The 15,740-nt window shown below is 42.7% G+C and carries 17 protein-coding genes; 10 read left to right on the top strand and 7 right to left on the bottom strand.

Annotated features, from left to right (window positions below):
* Window positions 1-144: 144 nt before the first annotated feature.
* Entirely contained in the window at window positions 145-801 is a 657-nt protein-coding gene (locus L1077_RS06280) for a Crp/Fnr family transcriptional regulator (RefSeq protein WP_237136048.1), read from the bottom strand.
* Window positions 802-1,113: 312 nt separating this feature from the next.
* Here L1077_RS06280 and L1077_RS06275 point away from each other — a divergent pair, with 312 nt between their 5' ends.
* Complete coding sequence (locus tag L1077_RS06275; RefSeq protein ID WP_237136047.1) at window positions 1,114-1,332, top strand: YgjV family protein; 219 nt, start codon at window positions 1,114-1,116, stop codon at window positions 1,330-1,332.
* Here L1077_RS06275 and L1077_RS06270 read toward each other — a convergent pair.
* Together L1077_RS06270 and L1077_RS06265 are read right to left on the bottom strand one after the other, a co-directional pair.
* Window positions 1,329-2,972: an amidohydrolase gene (locus L1077_RS06270; RefSeq protein WP_440589538.1), complete on the bottom strand. Its 1,644-nt coding sequence runs from the start codon at window positions 2,970-2,972 to the stop codon at window positions 1,329-1,331. The genes L1077_RS06275 and L1077_RS06270 overlap by 4 nt on opposite strands.
* A gap of 125 nt (window positions 2,973-3,097) precedes the next feature.
* Window positions 3,098-3,307, bottom strand: a complete 210-nt coding sequence (locus L1077_RS06265; RefSeq protein WP_063361461.1) for a hypothetical protein — start codon at window positions 3,305-3,307, stop codon at window positions 3,098-3,100.
* A gap of 207 nt (window positions 3,308-3,514) precedes the next feature.
* Here L1077_RS06265 and proB point away from each other — a divergent pair, with 207 nt between their 5' ends.
* From proB to gltX, 4 genes are all read left to right on the top strand, one after another.
* Complete coding sequence (gene proB / locus L1077_RS06260; RefSeq protein ID WP_237136046.1) at window positions 3,515-4,633, top strand: glutamate 5-kinase; 1,119 nt, start codon at window positions 3,515-3,517, stop codon at window positions 4,631-4,633.
* Window positions 4,634-4,681: 48 nt separating this feature from the next.
* A complete protein-coding gene (locus L1077_RS06255) occupies window positions 4,682-5,635 on the top strand; it encodes a GGDEF domain-containing protein (protein WP_237136045.1) in 954 nt (317 codons plus the stop codon).
* 133 nt (window positions 5,636-5,768) lie between these two features.
* Entirely contained in the window at window positions 5,769-6,134 is a 366-nt protein-coding gene (locus L1077_RS06250) for a glutaredoxin family protein (protein WP_237136044.1), read from the top strand.
* 92 nt (window positions 6,135-6,226) lie between these two features.
* Entirely contained in the window at window positions 6,227-7,714 is a 1,488-nt protein-coding gene (gene gltX / locus L1077_RS06245) for a glutamate--tRNA ligase (RefSeq protein WP_237136043.1), read from the top strand.
* A gap of 22 nt (window positions 7,715-7,736) precedes the next feature.
* Here gltX and L1077_RS06240 read toward each other — a convergent pair whose 3' ends face one another.
* The 3 genes from L1077_RS06240 to L1077_RS06230 form a co-directional block, all read right to left on the bottom strand.
* Entirely contained in the window at window positions 7,737-8,180 is a 444-nt protein-coding gene (locus L1077_RS06240; RefSeq protein ID WP_237136042.1) for a MarR family winged helix-turn-helix transcriptional regulator, read from the bottom strand.
* Window positions 8,177-8,659: a glutathione peroxidase gene (locus L1077_RS06235; RefSeq protein WP_237136041.1), complete on the bottom strand. Its 483-nt coding sequence runs from the start codon at window positions 8,657-8,659 to the stop codon at window positions 8,177-8,179. Before L1077_RS06235 ends, L1077_RS06240 begins: the two co-directional genes overlap by 4 nt.
* Before the next feature lie 73 nt (window positions 8,660-8,732).
* The gene (locus L1077_RS06230; protein ID WP_237136040.1) at window positions 8,733-9,596 is read right to left on the bottom strand and encodes a LysR family transcriptional regulator; all 864 of its coding nucleotides are present in this window, start codon (window positions 9,594-9,596) and stop codon (window positions 8,733-8,735) included.
* Window positions 9,597-9,747: 151 nt separating this feature from the next.
* Here L1077_RS06230 and L1077_RS06225 point away from each other — a divergent pair, with 151 nt between their 5' ends.
* The 3 genes from L1077_RS06225 to L1077_RS06215 all read left to right on the top strand — a co-directional run bounded on the left by L1077_RS06225 (window position 9,748) and on the right by L1077_RS06215 (window position 12,584).
* Window positions 9,748-10,902: an iron-containing alcohol dehydrogenase gene (locus tag L1077_RS06225; protein ID WP_237136039.1), complete on the top strand. Its 1,155-nt coding sequence runs from the start codon at window positions 9,748-9,750 to the stop codon at window positions 10,900-10,902.
* 171 nt (window positions 10,903-11,073) lie between these two features.
* Window positions 11,074-11,712, top strand: coding sequence for a cytochrome b/b6 domain-containing protein (locus L1077_RS06220; RefSeq protein WP_237136038.1), 639 nt, complete (start codon window positions 11,074-11,076; stop codon window positions 11,710-11,712).
* Between the two features lie 176 nt (window positions 11,713-11,888).
* A complete protein-coding gene (locus tag L1077_RS06215; protein WP_237136037.1) occupies window positions 11,889-12,584 on the top strand; it encodes a DUF3581 family protein in 696 nt (231 codons plus the stop codon).
* A 15-nt stretch (window positions 12,585-12,599) separates the two neighbouring features.
* On the opposite strand, the gene argE is transcribed toward L1077_RS06215, so the two are convergent.
* Window positions 12,600-13,778 carry an acetylornithine deacetylase gene (argE, locus tag L1077_RS06210; protein WP_237136036.1) on the bottom strand — a complete coding sequence of 393 codons (1,179 nt, stop codon included), beginning with the start codon at window positions 13,776-13,778 and terminating at the stop codon, window positions 12,600-12,602.
* Window positions 13,779-13,945: 167 nt separating this feature from the next.
* On the opposite strand from argE, the gene argC reads away from it, so the two are divergent.
* Window positions 13,946-14,953 (top strand): N-acetyl-gamma-glutamyl-phosphate reductase, encoded by a 1,008-nt coding sequence (gene argC / locus L1077_RS06205; RefSeq protein WP_237136035.1) that lies wholly within the window; start codon window positions 13,946-13,948, stop codon window positions 14,951-14,953.
* A complete protein-coding gene (locus L1077_RS06200; RefSeq protein ID WP_237136034.1) occupies window positions 14,950-15,738 on the top strand; it encodes an amino acid kinase family protein in 789 nt (262 codons plus the stop codon). Before argC ends, L1077_RS06200 begins: the two co-directional genes overlap by 4 nt.
* Window positions 15,739-15,740 lie beyond the last annotated feature (2 nt).

Here is a 15,740-nt window from a genome sequence, read left to right as displayed (position 1 = left end):
GTGAATTAGAGAATAAGCGTACATTAAATGTTCGTCAAGTGAACAGACCTAACTTTATCCAAAAATTCACGTTTAATAATAACACACTGATCTAGAATTGGGATCTGAACGCTACAATGTTAATAAAATAATAATATATCAAATTTAGAGCTGAGAAAAACTGTCTACAAAATCGTTCAGTGCGTTCAAGTCAACAGGCTTCAAACCTGCATTTGTTCTCTCTATTAAGCCCTTTTGTACAAGCTCACTCACAACGCGTCGGTAAGCTCGTTCGGTTGTTGCAAATCGTTCAGCTTCTGCACTGACAGTTGAATAGGCGCGAAGCAGAGTAGAATGTTTATCTTCGGCTCTTAGTAAGCAGTCTTTGGCGATATTGTAGCTCAATGGTAATAGTAATTTATCAAGATTTATTTTTTGGTTCTCGGTAAATTTAGCGGCAATAGTCTGAGCGGTATACAGGCTTAGGTCTGGTTGCTCTAATAGCAATTGTCGCCAGTGCTTTAGCTCGATCAAGTTATATTGCACATCACTTAAACAGGTAACAGTGTATATACAGGGTTGATTATTGAGTGCTTCTATTTCGCCGATTAAAGTGTTGTTACAGTCTAACTGCCCAAGAAGTAAGCGTCTTCCATTACCGACATCGTAACTGAAAGAAACAGTACCACTTCTGACTAAGATCAATTTACTAAGCGGTTCATCTTGATGGATTAAGATTTCTTTTTTTCTATGTTGAAAACTATTACCCGCAAAACTGAGTAGTTGCTCGACCAAAGTGGTTGAAAAGTGATATTGGAACATCTGGTTAGCTCTCGGACAATTGTCCTATTTATTAAATTAGTATAAAGATAGCATGAACTGAGTTATTCAAAGCTATACACGTGACTTATTTTAAGACTTTATTCTCGCTTATCCTTAACTAAGTGAATTAATTACTCTGCAGTATGGGTGTTGGCTAAACTATTCATAACTATACTGATTTATCTAGTAAGTGTGTAGAAAACTAACTTGCGCATATGCAGTTTAGGCTTAAATGAAGCCTGTAATTATCCTTAAAATGACTTGAATATCGTTTTAACCGTCAATGCTAACCTAACTGGGAGGAGAGAACAAATGACTTGGGAATATTTAGGCTACCTGGCTTCTGTCTTTTTAGTTGTGTCTCTTATGATGACTAACGTCACCAAGCTACGCTGGTTTAATTTAGCTGGTTGTATTTGCTTTACCATTTACGGCACTATGATCAGTGCATGGCCTGTTGTATTGACCAATGGATTACTCGCATTGGTGAATATTTATCATCTGCTTAAGCTAGCTAAATCAAAAGACTAATTGCGTTTATACTTTAGCTCTCCCGCGATCCATGTCTGTTCAACTTGAATGTTGAATAGCTGATCGTTGTCGATTTCAAAGTAATCGCGATCAATTAAAATAAAGTCAGCCCACTTTCCGTGTTCCAAGCTTCCTAGTTTGAATTCTTGAAAAGCAGCATAAGCTGCATCTAGGGTAAATGCTTGCAATGCTTGTTGTTTGCTTAGCCGCTCACCTGTTCGCCATCCTCCTTCGGGGTGCTGTGATTTATCCATTCGCGTTACAGCTGCGTATAAACCGTCAAATGGATTAGCCAGTTCGACGGGAAAATCAGAACCAGCCGCAACTTTAATCCCTTGCTTGAGGAAAGTTTGCCATGCATAAGCGCCTTCGAGTTGAGACTCCCTTAGGCGCTTTTGTGCCATATGCATATCTGAGGTTGCGTGCACAGGCTGCATTGAGGGGATGATTTTTAATTGTTTGAAACGAGCGATATCAGCAACATCAACGATTTGGGCGTGTTCGATACGATTTCTAAGTAGTTTACCGCCAGTATCTTTAAATACATTTTGATAGCTATCCAAAACGATGCGATTCGCACGATCTCCAATGGCATGTGTATGCGCACTGAAGCCATGTTTTACGCTTAATCGAATCAATGACTCCAGTGCTGGTTGTTGCTCAAGCATTAAACCTTTGTGCCCTGGTCTGTCTTTATAATCTTTTAACAGGGCTGCGCCACGGCTACCTAGCGCGCCATCCGCATAGATTTTAACACTGCGTATAGTTAGATAATCGGTTTGCTCTTTAACAATGCCTGCTTTGAGCATTTCTTTTAGATGAGGATCGGATGCGCTGAGCATGGCATAAATTCTTAGAGGCATAGCATGTCGTTGCGATCTTGTTTTATATAGCTGCCACGTTGCCTTATCAATACCTGCGTCATGTACTGATGTGATCCCTAAACTCAGTAAGTGCGCGGATGCTTTGTCTAATGCTTTGTTGAGTTGAACGTTTGAGGGTTTGGGGATTTTTTGTAAGATAAGCTGTTCAGCCTTATCGATAAACACACCACTAGGCTGCATATTGGCTAAACGAAGGATCTCGCCACCTTCTGGGGACTGCGTGTGTTGGCTGATACTTGCCAGTTGCATTGCTTTTGAGTTTACCCAAATCGCATGTCCGTCTACTCGGGTTAATACGACAGGGCGATCGGCAACATATTTATCTAGGTCTGCTGCTGTTGGGAAAGTATTTGGTGTCCATTTAGTTTGATCCCAACCTCGGCCAATTATCCATCCTGAAGGATTGCCTTTGGCATAGCGATTAAGTCGCTCTCCAACTTCAGAGATCGACTTTGTGCTGCGAAGATTCAGCCGAGATAAATTGTCACCTAGACCAATGACATGCCCATGTGCATCAATGAGACCAGGTAACATGGTTAAGCCTTTACCATCTATGGTTGTAGATTGGGGGTATTGCTTGATGGTATCTTTATCGCCAGTCTTTACGACTTTACCATCTTTGATGACGAGCGTACTAAATTGAGTAATTTCACCGGCGCGGTTGGGGGTGTAGCCATTCACATTGTGGATCACGGTAAACTGCGCGTGGCTCCAGTGGCTTACTAGACATAAGCAAAGTAAGAGTAGTTTTTTCACAGCAATACCTTTGTTGTTATATTTTATAAGCCCTATAAATGAATTATTTTCTACTTTATATCAAGTATAAAGAATTAATTTGTTAAAGAGTAAGTTATACACGTTTTGAAAGGTGTGAGGTTAGTTCACTCTTCTTTGTCGGCTTTTATTGCAATTTTGATGGCAATGATCACAATCGCAAACATTAAAAATGGTAATGCTGCGAGACTATACTCCGCCCAGTGATTATTTTGGTAGCTTGGCTGCAAGATAAAATGCCCCCCAATGCATAATGCGATGCTGATCAACAGCAGTGGAAGCATTATCAACTCCTTTTTGTAATTTGGCTTTTTCATAGTCACCTCCTCGAATAGCAGTATACATCTCGTTTGTATAAGTAGAGCTTGATATTGATCATAATCCACATGTGAGTTATTTGAAATGTCTCATGTAATGAGGAAAAAGGCATTGAAATAAATTCCATTAGGCTGTTTGTTTAGTATTCAACTCGGCATGTGCATGTTATAAAAATACTCTGTTTTGAGAAGTGTGGATGTAAGTAGATGACTAATCGTAAAGTCATTGTTGTTAAGTTGGGCACTAGTGTGCTAACAGCCGGAGGTACACTGTTAAATAAACCTCGGTTAGTCGAATTGGCAAGTCAGTGTGTCGAGTTAAAAAAGGTGGGGTGGCAGGTTATTCTTGTTTCAAGTGGCGCGGTTGCAGCTGGACGTTCTGCGTTACTTAAAGACATTGGCAATTCAATTGCGGAAAAACAAATGCTAGCCGCGATAGGGCAGGGGCAATTAATTCACTTATGGCAAAGTTTGTTCTCGATTTTTGATGTCTCCGTTGCGCAGCTATTGTTGACCCGAGCTGATGTGGAAGATCGCGCGCGGTATTTAAATGCTAGAGATACATTAACGCAATTGCTACGTCATGATGTGGTGCCAATTATTAATGAGAACGATGCCGTGGCAACCAGCGAAATTAAAGTAGGAGATAACGACAATTTATCTGCAATGGTGGCGATTTTGGCCAATGCAGATAGGCTTTTACTCCTCACTGATCAGTCGGGCTTATTTACAGCCGATCCAAGACAAAACCCCGATGCGCGTCTCATTGAAACAGTGGGAGAAATAGATGAGCACATCATAGCACTTGCTGGTGGTGCGGGTACCTCGCTGGGCACAGGTGGCATGGCGACAAAATTACAAGCTGCTCAAATTGCACAGCGTGCGGGGATTGAAACCGTAATAGCCAAAGGTAGCGAGCCTAATGTCATTGTTAATATTCATTCTGGTTTAGCGAAAAGTACGAAGTTTATTCGTTTTGATGCGCCGTTGGATGGGCGAAAAAAATGGTTGTTATCAGGTCCTAGGTGCAGTGGTGCGCTGATCTGTGATGCTGGTGCCATTAATGCGGTTTGCTCACAGGGGGCAAGTCTGTTGGCAAAAGGGATAACAGATGTGAGCGGGCAATTTCAACGTGGTGATTTGATTGAGCTTAAGAGCATTCAGGGTAAAGTGATTGCGAAAGGACTAGTGGCCTTTGACAGCCAGGAGCTTGAACAGATCAAAGGGTTACATAGCGCACAGATCAACGAAGTACTGGGCTATCAAGGTGCAAATGTGGTTATTCATAGAGATGACCTTGTCTTATTTGAGCACGTTGCAACCTAACTAAGAGGGACTAAGCTATACTGTGAGAGGGTTTTTGGAGACTTCAGTGTGGATATATCGCCATGCGGACATGAATTTGCGATTAGCTTGTTGCAGATACGCAGTGAAAATGACTTGTATAAGCGTATTCAGACAATCCTCACTGAACTGCTTCCAGATATACCCATGGCCATGTACCTCGCCCCAAGTTTATCTGACAAAGAGCGCTTAAAGCTCTTAGCTTTGTCATCCTCTAAAACACCGCCAGATTTGGAGTATTTATTAGCGCGGGCAGAGACACTTAAGCACCAGCATATTTTGTGTGGTGACAACCACCTGTGCATTGTATTGAGAAGTAACAAAGCCATTATGGGCTTATTATGGATTGGAGAGAGACTACCCACTGCACGCAGTTATCTGATTGCCCATTTGATCAATGTTTTTTATCACCAACTCAATACCCTTGCTCTGGGCCGTATAGATCCGTTGACTCAATTATTAAATCGGCAGACATTTGATGACAAAGTAATTGAGATCATCACAGGTGAAGGGTTTGTCATTAAGCGGGAGCAGCAAGGGATTCGGAAATGGTACTTAGCATTGTTTGATATTGATCACTTTAAAATTGTAAATGACAATTTTGGTCATGTTATTGGCGATGAAGTGCTGTTGCTGGTTGCACAGCAGCTTAAAGATAACTTCCGTGCAGAAGATTTTGTTTTTCGCTATGGCGGTGAAGAGTTTGCTGTATTGTTTCAAGCCCATGACAGAAGCGAAGCCAGATCTCTGCTCAATCGTGTGCGCAAAGTCATCTCCGCATTTAACTTTCCTCAAGTTAAAAAGCTCACCATCAGTATTGGTTACACAGTTTTAGAAGAAATTGCTCAAGTGTCAGAGTTGGTTCACGAGGCTGATCTGGCACTTTATTACGCTAAGAAGCATGGCCGGGATCAGGTTGTGGATTTTGAAGAATTAGGGATCGCCGGGCAAGCAAAGGCGGAAACAGACATTGAACTTTTTTAAGCCACTCTAAAGAGAAATTCAGCCGTATTTGGTTTGATTTTCCGGTTACGAAATATACTTTTATAGGAACTTTTGCGCGTATGTTGCGCAGCTTTATGGTATTCTAGCGCCGATTTTGACTGGGAGAATATTCATGAAACTGATCCGTTGGTTGCTTGGCCGTCTTATCTTATTATTCGACTTTGTTTTTACACCAAGAAGTAAAAAACGCTCGGCGCAAGCACAGCTGCAACTCGACACCATTACGCAAAACCTAAAACTATATCAGTTTAAGGCTTGCCCTTTTTGCGTCAAAGTGAGACGTGTTGCAAAACGTGAAGGCTTAAAGCTTGAAACTCGTGATGCAAAAAGCAATGCAGCATACCGCCAAGAGTTACTCGAACAGGGCGGAAAGGTCAAAGTGCCTTGCCTGAGAATTGAAGATCAAGGGCAAGTAACTTGGCTTTATGAATCCAGTGACATTGTGAGCTATTTACAAGGGCTAGAGCGCTCAGCTTAACGCACAGTCAATGATGCTAGCTATTTTCCCTATGCTGAGGCTGTGCTAGCATTCCATTTATTATTTTTAGTAACGAATTTAAGAGACATATCATGACAATCCGTACACGTGTTGCGCCCTCTCCGACAGGTGATCCGCATTTAGGTACTGCTTATATAGCGCTATTTAACTACTGCTTTGCTAAGCAACAAGGTGGTGAATTTGTATTGCGTATCGAAGATACCGATCAGGTTAGAAGCACGCCAGAATCTGAGCAGGCTATCATGGATAGCTTACGTTGGTTAGGTCTTAACTGGGACCACGGTCCGGATGTAGGCGGTGAGTTTGGTCCATACCGTCAGTCAGAGCGCACAGAGTTATATCAAAAGTTTGCTCATCAGCTAGTGGAAGAAGGCAAAGCGTTTTACTGTTTTGCAACCGCGGAAGAGCTTGATCAAATGCGTGAAGAACAAATGGCTGAAGGTCTTCGCCCTAAATATGATGGTCGTGGTCTACGTTTAAGCAAAGAAGAAATTCAAGCAAATTTAGACGTAGGTAAACCTTACGTTATCCGCATGACTATTCCTGAGGAAGGCACGTTTAAGTTTAACGATTACCTTCGTGGTGAGATTGAGATCCCTTGGGAAAACGTAGACATGCAAGTGCTGTTGAAAGCGGATGGTTTTCCAACTTACTTCATGGCGAACGTTGTGGATGATCACCACATGCAGATCAGCCACATTTTCCGAGGTGAAGAGTGGATCAACTCTGCGCCTAAGCTGTTAAAGCTGTATGAAGATCTTGGTTGGGAAGCGCCTGTATTAGGTCACTTACCTCTACTACGCAACCCAGATAAATCAAAACTGTCAAAGCGTAAGAACCCGACTTCTATCAACTATTACAAAGAAATGGGCTTCTTACCTGAAGCTGTGCTTAACTACTTAGGCCGCATGGGTTGGTCAATGCCTGATGAGCGTGAAAAGTTCACATTGGCTGAGATGATCGAACATTTTGATATGAAACGTGTATCACTGGGTGGACCGGTATTCGATGTTGATAAGTTAAGCTGGTTAAACGGTTTGTGGATCCGTGAAAACTTATCTGATGAAGAATTGATCCAGCGCTTTGTTGATTGGAAATTCAATGCGCAGACACTTTCTCGAGTGCTGCCTGAAGCAAAAGCACGTATTAATACGTTATCAGATCTGGTCGATCTTGCTGGTCACTTTGTTGGTGGCATACCAAGTTATGACCCAGCGTTATTAACTGCTGGTAAGGCAGATGATACGGTGATCACCCAAGCACTTCAATTCTTTATTTGGGAATTGGAAAAGCTTCGAAGCTGGAATAAGTCTGAGATTTTTGCGATTGCGAAAAGTGTTGCGACGTTCCATGAATTAAAGATCAAAGAATTCTTGGAGCCGATCTTTGTCGCGATCACCGGTAAGACTTCGTCAACATCTGTTGTGGATGCGATGGAAGTACTGGGCTCAGATCTCTCTCGTGCACGTCTACGTGTGGCGCTTAACCACATCGGCGTGTCAAAGAAACAGGCTAAAAAGCTAGAAAAGGCATACCGAGAGTATCCAACAATCGGCTAACCTGTGATGCATGGTAAGTGTCTTACTTACCATGCACTTCTGTGACCATCAGCTGGTCAAGCAGTTGCTTGAGCTCGATGAGTTTTTCTACTGGCATCTCAGTTTGCTTTAGCATTTGAGAGGGGATACAAGCACATAAACTCTCTAAGCTTTTACCTTGCTCAGTCAGATACACATAACACTGTCTTTCATCTTCACTATCCCTTTGACGTGTCACTAATCCGTTTTGCTCTAACCTTTTTAACAATGGGGTTAGCGTATTACTCTTGAGCTGCGCACGCTCCCCAATGTCTTTGACTAACATGCCATCTTTTTGCCATAAGATCAGCAGCACAATGTACTGTGGGTAGGTTAAGTTATGCTGTTTCAGCATGGGCTGATACAAGCGTGTAATGTGTCTTGAGGCTGCATATAAGCTAAAGCAAAGCTGATTGTCTAAGTTTAATTCAGGGTGCTTGTCGCTCATGAAGTGTGTCCAAGGGCGTTGATGATATCTGCTTTAATTTTTTCAGGCTTCGTGGTGGGCGCATAACGTTTAAGTGGTTGCCCATCTTTGCCAATTAAAAACTTGGTAAAGTTCCACTTGATGTTGTTGGTTAATATCCCAGGCAGTGCTGATTTGAGATATTGATAAAGCGGATGTGCCTGAGAGCCATTGACTTCAATTTTTTCCATCATGGTAAAGTCGACGCCGTAATTGATTAAGCAGCCTTGTTGGATCTCTGATGCACTGCCTGGTTCCTGTTTCCCAAATTGATTGCATGGGAAACCAATGATTTCAAGCCCTTCACCGTGAAGTTCTTTATGAAGCTGTTGAAGCCCTTCATATTGCGGCGTCAAACCGCATTGACTCGCCGTATTCACGACAAGTACTACTTTCCCTTTTAAATTTGAAAAGTCATAGGCTTGGCCTTGTAGGGTATTGGCAGTAAATTCGTAAAGCATTTATATCTCCAGTGATTTAATCGTGCGCGATTTAAATGTTAGGGTAAACTTACGGTGTTAGCAATAGAAAAGATCACTTTATGTGTGTAAGTAAAAAGTCGATCAGGAGCCGAACACGCAGTGGCATTAAGTCTTTTCGGGGATAAACCAGCCAACTGGCATTATCATTGACCTGATGCTCGTCAAGTAATGACACGAGCTCGCCACTTGCTAGACTTTGCTCGGCAATGTCTTCAGCTAGATGGGCGATCCCAAGACCTGAACGGCAAGCATGCAGGATCGCTTGTGGGTTGTTACTTCGCCAGTTACCAGAGACTTTGATCTCATCGATGCCGTTATCGCCAATGAATCGCCAGCGATTGGAAATCGCAATCAGGCAATTATGTTGGGACAAGTCTTGTGGAGATTTTAAAGGAGGCGCTTTTGCTAAATAGTCAGGGCTTGCTAATAACTTCATGTAGCGTGTACTGAGCTTACGGGCGATGAGTCTGGAGTCTTGCAGGCGTCCAAAGCGAATCGCTAAATCAAAGCCATCTTCGACTAAATCGACATTGCGTGCATTGAAATCAAGATGCACGTCGACCTCTGGATAAAGTTGGCAAAACTGAACAATGACAGGGGCAACTCGATTTGCAACGAAGTCGCCTGCCCCAGTTATTCTGATCGGTCCTTTGGGGGTGTGCTGGACGCCTTGTAGCTCATTATTGGCATCTAGTAATGCGTGTTGAATGTCTTTCAATTTGGCTGCATAGGCGAGTCCTTCTTCAGTCAGCTTTATACTGCGAGTCGTGCGCTGCAGTAATACCGTTCCCAATCTGGACTCTAACTGCTGTATCTGACGACTCACATGGGAGGTGGACACATCCAAAGCATTGGCTGCTTTGCTAAAACTACCGTGCTCCACAACTGCTAAAAAAATATCTAACCCTTGCCACATATCATGTATCACCTGTGCAAATATGAGGGTGAATAATACTCCATTATTGCAACTGAGCAAAAGTGAATTGTCTTTTGAATAATGATCTTCGTTATGCATACCATTAAACTGTCTCGCAATTAAATAACATACCGTCATTACAGGAGCAGTTATGCTTAACTTTAATTTTTACAACCCGACTGAGATCTTCTTTGGTGAAGGACAGGTAGCTGAAATAACCAAGGCTATTCCGAGTGAAGCAAAAGTATTGGTGGTTTATGGTGGGGGCAGCATCCATAAAAATGGTATTTATGAGCAAGTCAGTGCCGCTTTAAGTGAATTTAACTGGGGTGAGTTTGCTGGTATTGAGCCTAATCCGACTTATCAAACTTGCATGCAAGCAGTGGAAAAAATTAAGGCTGAAGAGTTTAACTATATTCTTGCAGTGGGTGGCGGTTCAGTGATAGATGGCAGTAAATTCATCGCTGCGGCTGCCAACTTTGAAGGCGAGCCATGGGATATCCTGAGCAAAGGCGCAGAAGTCAAATCTGCATTGCCAATTGGTGTGGTATTAACGCTACCTGCAACGGGATCAGAATCAAACAGCTTTAGCGTAGTGTCAAATAGCGACACACATGACAAACTGCCGTTTGCTTCAATCCTTGTCCAACCTAAATTTGCAGTACTTGATCCAAAAGTGATGGAAACGCTTCCAACGAGACAATTAACTAATGGCGTTGTTGATGCATTTGTTCACACCATGGAGCAATACCTGACATACCCTGTTGATGCGAAGGTACAAGATCGATTCGCTGAGGGTCTATTGATGACATTGATGGAAGAGGGTCCAAAGCTGCTGTCAGATGACGTGGATTATAAAGTACGCGCCAATGTGATGTGGTCGGCAACTATGGCGCTTAATGGTCTCATTGGTGCGGGCGTACCACAGGATTGGGCAACGCATATGATTGGCCATGAGATCACAGCGGTTTACGGTTTGGATCATGCACAGACGCTCGCCATAATTTTACCAAGAATGATGTCAGAGCAAACAGAGCACAAACGAGAGAAACTACTACAATATGCAGAGCGTGTTTTAGGACTGGACATATCAGATGAAGCGCAAGCAATCGCATCGGCAATTGAAATGACAGAGCAGTTTTTCCACCGCGTTGATATGAAAACACGCTTAAGTGATTATGGTGTTGGTGAAGAGGCGGTGGATAAGATCACGGCTCAATTAGAGCGCCATGGTATGACAGCGCTGGGTGAACAACAGGCTGTTACACTGGATAAAAGCCGCCAGATCATTATGGCGAGCTTGTAAGCGATTAGACTGAGTTGGGCGTCATATCGACGTCCCAATTCACAATGGTAATCTTTATTCCCCTACCTTTTGTCCTGCCGCAAAATTTCTGCGTTTTATAACGCAAAACCATCGTTTTTGTTTATGCCCTCAGGTACTCTTTGCAATCACACAAAAATAATAGGGGCAATTATGATCAAAGTGTGGGACGGATTTATTCGAGGGTTTCACTGGCTACTCGTCATTGGCATTGCTGCTTTATATGTATCGGGAGAGGAAGGTTGGCTTGATCTGCACTTCGTGACTGGGTATGTGTTATTAGCATTGATGATCACGCGAGTGGTATGGGGTGTATTTGGTAGCGACACCGCCAAGCTAAAAACATTATTTCATCATCCAAAAGCGGTGGTTAAAGCACTTAAAAGTAAACGCGCGCACATTGGGCATAACCCAGCAGGCAGCATTATGGTGCTGTTTTTCTTTGTGGTTATTTTTGTCCAACTGATATCTGGGTTAATGACTACGGATGATATTTTGATGGATGGACCGCTTGTGAGTTATGTAAGTTACGATTGGGTAGAGCTTGCGGGTAGCATTCACAAGACCAATATTGATATTTTATTGGTCGGTATAAGTGTGCATCTCATTGCTATTTTACTGTACCGCATTAAAGGCATTAATCTGCTACGAACTTTGCTGACAGGAAAAATGACGTCATCGGATAATGCGCCAACTATTAAAAACGGTTTGTGGGCTTATGTATTATTTATTTTAGCAGCGAGTGGTATTTTGGTGTTATGGGGAGGAGAGCCTCTCACTGCGCTGTTGTAGTTTTAGCATTGCCCTTCGTCTTGCAGTGATATGCTTTTGAGATACCTGTTTTCTGATATCACAGATAAAAAATGCAGATGACATCAAAAGTTACAACATTTAGCATAGAGATATGACCTCTCTGTGCTTATTTTCTGCTAATATAGCGCGATTTTCATGCAAGAAAGAAGTTAACTATGCTTACACCCTACTACCAACAAGAAACCAATAAACTCGTGATCAACCGTGAACAAGGCAGTCAATTTGCAAAGCAGGTGGCTGATGACTTTAACCCTTTGCACGATATTGATGCAAAGAAATTCTGTGTTCCTGGTGACTTACTGTTTTCATTGGTCCTTGATAAGTATGGTGTGAGTGAAAACATGCACTTTACCTTTGCGGGTATGGTTGATGAAACATCAGTGTTAGAGTTTCCTGAAGGCAGTGACGAGTTTGACATTGTTTCAAATGAAAAAACCATGTTGTCTGTAAAGCGTTCAGGCCAAAGCAAGCAATGCACTCAGCTTGTAGAGAGCCTAATTAAAAATTATGTTGCCTTCTCTGGCAAAGCTTTTCCACATGTGATCATTCCGCTGATGGGTCAGCAAGAGGTGATGATCAATCCAGCGCGCCCTATGGTGATCTATGAGTCAATGTCTATTCATTTGGACACACTGGACATTGAAGAGGTAACACTGGAAGCTGCAACACCTGAATTTAGCTATGAGGGGAAACGCGGAAAGATCATTCTGCGCTTTGAGCTACTAAGTCAAGGTGAAAAAGTTGGCTTTGGCGAAAAACATATGCTTGTATCTGGTATTAAAGAATACTGCCAGCAGGCAATCGATGATTTGATTACCTACTACAATGAGCGAAAAGTCACATTAAAGTAAGCGAAGAGCCAGCAATTAGCTGGCTTTTTCTTTAGTAAAGCAACACTTTTCGATTAAATCCAAAATCACATTTTGACTTGGTATGATCTTATCCATATCTAAGTGCTCGTCCGGCTGGTGGGCTTGGTTAATTGAGCCCGGGCCCATGACAATGGTTTCACAGCCTAACTGTTGCAAGAAGGGCGCTTCGGTGCAGTAATTCACTGCAATAGCTTTTTGCTTCGAGAGTTTTTCAGCTAACTTCACAAGCCCAGAATCTGTACGTCCACTAAAAGCAGGTATTGGGTCATGAAGCGCAATGACATCGACACAGCCAGGAAGTTGTTCATTAATCGGCTTGAGTGCATTTAATAGCATCTGCTCAAGTTCAATGATGCTCAGACCTGGCAATGGTCTAATATCAATGTGAAGTTCACAGCAGCCACAAATCCGATTGGCATTGTCGCCACCATGAATATGACCTAGGTTCAAAGTTGGGTACGGTACAGCGAAGTGCTCAATTGAATATTTATTCTTTAATTCTTCTTTTAAATGTAACAATCTTGAGATCACTTGTTGCATAACTTCGATGGCATTGAGGCCTCTGTCTGGATCAGAACTATGTCCTGAGCGTCCTGTGACTCGGATAGCGCTACTCATATGACCTTTGTGTGCAAACACGGGCACCATGTCTGTGGGCTCACCGATCACACAGTATTTTGGTTTTAGGGAAGTGTGCTGGGCAACTTGCTGTGCGCCTGCCATGGTGGTTTCTTCATCTGCTGTAGCGAGGATCATTAAAGGCGCATTCTGGTATTTGCGATCAAGCTGCGATATAGCCGTAATCACAAATGCAAAAAAACCCTTCATATCAATGCTACCAAGCCCAAATAACTTATTGTCTTTTTCAGTTAACTCAAAGGGGTCTGAATGCCAACGAGCGTCGTCAAAAGGTACCGTATCTGTATGGCCTGCGAGCATTAACCCGCCGTGACTTTTACTGCTATCGAGGGGCTCTCTTCGGGCTAATAAATTGTATTTCCCGGGCGCGTGTGTGAGCTCGGTGATCTCAACTTCAAATTCGAGATCGCGACACCAGTTAGCGAGTACATCGATAACTGCTTTGTTACTCAGATCTAACGACTCATCAATAGCGCTGATTGATGGCTTAGCAATGAGGGTTTTATACATGTCGAGAAAATCTGGTACTGACATAATACTCCAAAATATTTATTCAAAGATGTTGCATAAAAATTTATATGTGTTTAGTATGAATATCAATTCATTTTTAAAGAATAATTATTTTAGGGGTGGCGATGCGAAGAACATGACATCTATAGCAAGTGTGACTCCCCAATCAACTAACTTAAGAAGAGTTATCGATGTTAAATGTTTCTATTATTGGCGCCAGTGGATATAGTGGTGCAGAATTAGCCAAATTACTAGCAAATCATCCTGAATTTAATTTGATCAGCTGTTATGTATCTGAGCAAAGCTTGGACAAGGGTAAGTTGCTGAGCGCTTTATATCCAGAACACAGTGGTTTACTGGATATTGAATTATCCCCCCTCACAGAAAAAGCATTCGCGCAAATTGCTGCGCAGTCGGATTATGTTTGCCTTTGTACTGATCATAAAGTGAGTGTATCTCTGGCCCCTAAATTTCTCGAACTAGGGTTAAAAGTTTTTGACTTGTCAGGGGGCTTTCGCCTAGCCGATGCGTCTCAATATCAAGCATTTTATGGATTTGAACATCCACATCAAGCACTGCTAGATCAAGCTCAATATGGCTTGGCCGAGTGGTACTCTGCTGCGATTAAAGATGCACAGTTGGTTGCTGTTGCTGGGTGTTATCCAACTGCAGCGTTAAATGCATTAAAACCACTTAAAAATGCTGGGTTACTCACTGAATCGCCTATTATTATCAATGCGGTTTCTGGTGTTACAGGCGCGGGCAGAAAAGCCTCTTTGACTACGCAGTTTTGTGAAGTGTCTTTATCTCCTTATGGTTTGTTTAACCATCGCCATGGCCCTGAAATTACTCAGTATTTGGATCATCCAGTTCTATTTACACCCCATTTAGGCAATTTTGCACGTGGGATCTTGGAAACTATTTATGTGCAGTTGAAAGAGGGCGTGACACCCCATGAGGTTGAAGCGGCTTATCAATGCCTTGCCGATGAACCTCTTATTCGCCTAAAAGGCAGTAACATGCCATCTATTAAAGGGGCGGCGAATACCCCGTTTATAGATATAGGTTGGCAGCAGCAAGATCAGCAGTTAATCGTGGTTGTCGCAATTGATAATTTACTGAAAGGCGCAGCGGGCCAAGCACTTCAATGTATGAATATTGTCAGCGAGCTTTCACCTACTTTGGGGCTGAAAGGATGAATCAAGTAGCAAAAAAAACTTGGGTTATAAAAGTGGGTGGGGCGGTACTGAATACCGAGCAAGCTGCGCTTTCGCTATTTCAGGTTTTACACGCGTTAAGCAAAGAGCAAGACAAGCAGTTTGTACTTGTGCATGGTGGTGGAGCATTGGTTGATCGTTGGCTAGAAGATGCAGGTTTTGCAACAGCTAAACATCAAGGCTTGCGGATAAGCCCTAAAGAGCAACTTCCGTACATAATCGGTGCTTTGGCGGGGTGTGCTAATAAACAGCTTATGTCACAAGCTATTGTTGCGGGTCTCAAGCCTGTTGGCACTTGCTTGTATGAGGCGGGATTTTTAGCTAAGCAAAAACTCAAGGCGCTCGGGCAGGTCGGTACTTGTGTTGCTAAGGAAGAGCTTGGGCTTTTAGATAACTTATTAGCGCTTGGGCGTATTCCTTTAGTGAGTTCTGTTGGTATAGGCCAAGACGGTGGCTTGTATAACATCAATGCAGATGAGGCTGCTGCTGCTATAGCGCAAAATATTGCCGCTGAATTGGTGTTTATGACCGATGTAGAAGCGGTGTTAGATGCTCAAAAACAGCCTCTACATTCGTTGAGTGCAGCGCAAATCGATCAGTTAATACAACAGAAGGTGATTGTGGGCGGGATGGAGGTCAAAGTTAAGACCAGTCTTCACGCTGCCCAACATTTACGACGTGGTGTGTATATCTCAAGTTGGCAAAAGCCAGAAAATTTAATTGCCTTATTAAAAGGCGACCATGTTGGCACAAAAATTTTACCTTAGGA

Source organism: Pseudoalteromonas luteoviolacea, assembly GCF_021654285.1.
GTDB lineage: Bacteria > Pseudomonadota > Gammaproteobacteria > Enterobacterales > Alteromonadaceae > Pseudoalteromonas > Pseudoalteromonas luteoviolacea_J.
Note: the sequence above shows the minus strand (reverse complement) of the source record. Positions and strands in the feature narration are given on the sequence as shown.

Bases quoted from the DNA above. Each gene is read 5' to 3' on its own strand.
- L1077_RS06280 (WP_237136048.1), bottom strand. From the start codon at position 801: ATGTTCCAATATCACTTTTCAACCACTTTGGTCGAGCAACTACTCAGT.
- L1077_RS06275 (WP_237136047.1), top strand. From the start codon at position 1,114: ATGACTTGGGAATATTTAGGCTACCTGGCTTCTGTCTTTTTAGTTGTG.
- L1077_RS06265 (WP_063361461.1), bottom strand. From the start codon at position 3,307: ATGAAAAAGCCAAATTACAAAAAGGAGTTGATAATGCTTCCACTGCTG.
- proB (WP_237136046.1), top strand. From the start codon at position 3,515: ATGACTAATCGTAAAGTCATTGTTGTTAAGTTGGGCACTAGTGTGCTA.
- L1077_RS06250 (WP_237136044.1), top strand. From the start codon at position 5,769: ATGAAACTGATCCGTTGGTTGCTTGGCCGTCTTATCTTATTATTCGAC.
- gltX (WP_237136043.1), top strand. From the start codon at position 6,227: ATGACAATCCGTACACGTGTTGCGCCCTCTCCGACAGGTGATCCGCAT.
- L1077_RS06240 (WP_237136042.1), bottom strand. From the start codon at position 8,180: ATGAGCGACAAGCACCCTGAATTAAACTTAGACAATCAGCTTTGCTTT.
- L1077_RS06235 (WP_237136041.1), bottom strand. From the start codon at position 8,659: ATGCTTTACGAATTTACTGCCAATACCCTACAAGGCCAAGCCTATGAC.
- L1077_RS06230 (WP_237136040.1), bottom strand. From the start codon at position 9,596: ATGTGGCAAGGGTTAGATATTTTTTTAGCAGTTGTGGAGCACGGTAGT.
- L1077_RS06225 (WP_237136039.1), top strand. From the start codon at position 9,748: ATGCTTAACTTTAATTTTTACAACCCGACTGAGATCTTCTTTGGTGAA.
- L1077_RS06220 (WP_237136038.1), top strand. From the start codon at position 11,074: ATGATCAAAGTGTGGGACGGATTTATTCGAGGGTTTCACTGGCTACTC.
- L1077_RS06215 (WP_237136037.1), top strand. From the start codon at position 11,889: ATGCTTACACCCTACTACCAACAAGAAACCAATAAACTCGTGATCAAC.
- argE (WP_237136036.1), bottom strand. From the start codon at position 13,778: ATGTCAGTACCAGATTTTCTCGACATGTATAAAACCCTCATTGCTAAG.
- argC (WP_237136035.1), top strand. From the start codon at position 13,946: ATGTTAAATGTTTCTATTATTGGCGCCAGTGGATATAGTGGTGCAGAA.
- L1077_RS06200 (WP_237136034.1), top strand. From the start codon at position 14,950: ATGAATCAAGTAGCAAAAAAAACTTGGGTTATAAAAGTGGGTGGGGCG.